3 protein-coding genes are annotated in these 1,976 nt (G+C 41.6%); all 3 read left to right on the top strand.

The genetic code is table 11. The annotated features are described in order from the left end of the window. The coding region (locus VT06_RS16590; RefSeq protein WP_046555442.1) for a methyltransferase domain-containing protein at positions 1–433 on the top strand (433 nt) is incomplete at its 5' end. Between the two features lie 269 nt (positions 434–702). Next, positions 703–1,356, top strand: coding sequence for an RHS repeat-associated core domain-containing protein (locus tag VT06_RS18165; protein WP_046555441.1), 654 nt, complete (start codon positions 703–705; stop codon positions 1,354–1,356). A 4-nt stretch (positions 1,357–1,360) separates the two neighbouring features. Further along, the gene (locus VT06_RS16580; RefSeq protein WP_046555440.1) at positions 1,361–1,738 is read left to right on the top strand and encodes a hypothetical protein; all 378 of its coding nucleotides are present in this window, start codon (positions 1,361–1,363) and stop codon (positions 1,736–1,738) included. Positions 1,739–1,976 lie beyond the last annotated feature (238 nt).

Here is a 1,976-nt window from a genome sequence, read left to right as displayed (position 1 = left end):
ATTTAAACAAATTTGGGATCTTTTTTGCGGGGTGGGTGGTTTTGGTTTGCATCTGGTAAGGCCTGGCCAGAAGCTGGTGGGAATTGAAATTGCCCCAGCCGCAATTGCCAGCGCTACGCGTTCAGCGGCTGCAATGGGTTTAGCTAATGTTAGTTTTCAGGCACTGGATGCCAGTGCATTTGCCAACGCCGCTGCCAACGCACCCGATTTGCTGGTGGTTAACCCGCCACGGCGCGGCTTGGGCGCAGCATTGTGTCATGATATCGAACGGCTGGCGCCTGCATGGTTAATGTATTCGAGCTGTAACGCCCAGACCCTTGCCCAGGATCTGGCGCAACTGCCAGGGTATCAGTTACTGAAAGTTCAGCTGTTTGATATGTTTGCCCACAGCAGCCACTATGAAGTGTTAACCTTGCTGCAGCGTAGACGCTAAGTTAGGTACTGTTGATTAAACCATAAAGTTATAAAATGTCTTTTAACCGACTGGGAAAAACTTTCTTCAAATAAATGTCAATATCGCAAAATACCAGTAACAACCGCAATATTCCCCATCTAATAGAAAAATTAATCGTTAAAGTAAATAAATTTTGTTTTACTATTAAAATCCATAAGTGTATTTTTTGTTTTTTTCAGGGTGGTATGTGATCAATAAAGTTAAAAAATATTTCCTGACAGATCAAAAATATAAAAGTGCAGTAATTTTTGGCTCGCAGTTATGTTGTTTGGCGCGCCAAGCTGGAAGCGTTTGACCGGAGTGTGCTGACAACATCGATTGGTGATTTTAATATCGGCTTCCCCGGCCAGTACTGGGATGCGGAAAAGCAAAGCTGGTATAACTACTTCCGGGATTATGATGCAACGACTGGCAGATACCTGCAGAGCGACCCAATTGGTTTGGCGGGTGGGCTGAATACTTATGGGTATGTTGAGGGGAATCCGTTAAGTTATATTGATCCTTTAGGGTTGGCGGCATTTAATCTCGATGCTTATTTTGGAATCGGTGGAGGAATCACAGTCGGGAAAGGAACAGATGGCAAATGGTTTTTTGGCGGGCGATTAGGAATTGGTATGGGTGGAGGCGCAAGTTATGATGCGGCTCAGCAGAGGCCTAGCTTAAATGCCACTAATTCTACTAGCTGTAGTGAAGCCACAGGAACCAGTTTTGGTACAAATGTTTCTACCAGTGCAGCATTTGGTCCATACAACCCCGGTATGTCTGCAAGTGGTGGTACTACATTAAATGGCAATGGTTTTTCAAATGTACCTAGTTTTACAAATGCCCTGACCAATCCCAGTCGTTCATGGGGTTTAAAGGTTAGTGCTCATGCAACTTTCGAAGTAATAGGTTGGTTTTGATAATATGAATATTTTGCAACGGATTAAAAGCGCACCAAATTTGTTACTGCTAATTATTGGTGCTGGGTTTATTGCTCCTTTTTTTGCACTGGTGAGTTTGATTTCATCTACTTCAGGTTATGAAGGGGGGCTTGTCGTTTTTTACTTGCTGAGTTCTGTTTTCGCGATGATATCCTCAGTTATGCTTCTTTTAAAAGCTAGTTTTTCCCGGCTATGTTTTTTAACAGCATTCTTACTGAGTTGTTTGCCTACTCTATTTGCAGAATATAGGTATGGCTTGGAAGGGGCTGTGGCGATGGCTTGTATGATGCTTATAATCTTGTTTGTTCTCATATTTTATCTTTTCAAGAATAAACAGGTCATTAGGTATATGGCTACTTAGAGACTATTTTGGTGTCTCTGTAATAGCCCCTTTTTAAAACGGACACTTTTTAATTAAGCGATAGGCTTAGACCTATCTTTAAGGAGTGTCTATGGAGCGTATTGAAATTTTAACTGGCGAACAGCGTCGCCGTCGTTAGGATCAATAGGGTCAGAGACTGACAAATCCCCACAAAATGTATATAAAAAACAATAGTATAATAAAGAAATAATTGAAAATTCATTATCAAAATATTTAA

This window comes from Arsukibacterium sp. MJ3 (assembly GCF_000987765.1).
Lineage (GTDB): Bacteria > Pseudomonadota > Gammaproteobacteria > Enterobacterales > Alteromonadaceae > Alishewanella.
Note: the sequence above shows the minus strand (reverse complement) of the source record. Positions and strands in the feature narration are given on the sequence as shown.

Excerpts from the sequence above, each read along its gene's own strand:
- VT06_RS16580 (WP_046555440.1), top strand. The coding sequence starts at position 1,361 with ATGAATATTTTGCAACGGATTAAAAGCGCACCAAATTTGTTACTGCTA.